The organism is Vibrio sp. 2130-1 (assembly GCF_033339515.1).
On sequence record NZ_JAWOUT010000573.1, the window covers coordinates 1 to 559 of the forward strand.

The window sequence follows — 559 nt, forward strand, 5'->3', positions numbered from 1 at the left end:
ATGTGGAACCGGCGCAGCGTGTCCAGCACCATCAGGCGGCGGCCCTCGGCGGCGCGCTTGAGGCCGTCGAACCACTCCGGGGCCATGATGTTGGGTAGGCTGCCGATCAGCGGCTGGATTAGCAGACCGTCAGCCACGGCTTGCCGTTGCTCGTCGGTCAGGCGTTCCCCCAATGCGTGCAGGCGGTGATGTATGGCGGTGGGCGGGTCTTCGGCGGGCAGGTAGATCACCGGGCCGGTGCGCAACTCGCCCACGTCCAGCAGGTCGGGGCCGCCTGCGATCTGTGCGGCCAGTTGCAGGGCCAGCATGGACTTGCCGGCCCCACCGGGGGACACCAGCGCCCCCACGGTGCCGGCCACCATGTTGGGCAGTACGTAGTCAATCGGTGGCGGTAGCTCTGTGAAGCTCGCCAGAATGTCGATAGGCTTATGGGTAGCCATTGATTTGCCTCCTGTGTAGGCGGTTGGTGGTTAGGCGCTGGCGGGGTCACTACCCCCGCCCTGCGCCGCCCTGAGTTCTTCCAGATACAGCCGCAGCGCCTCGGCCTCTGCGTCTGTGG

At 67.1% G+C, this 559-nt stretch carries 1 protein-coding gene; it reads right to left on the reverse strand.

Going from position 1 to position 559, the window contains the following annotated elements; translation table 11 throughout:
- A partial coding sequence (locus tag R7Q09_RS27465) for an AAA family ATPase (RefSeq protein WP_318144124.1) occupies positions 1–440 on the reverse strand: 440 nt, incomplete at its 3' end.
- Positions 441–559 lie beyond the last annotated feature (119 nt).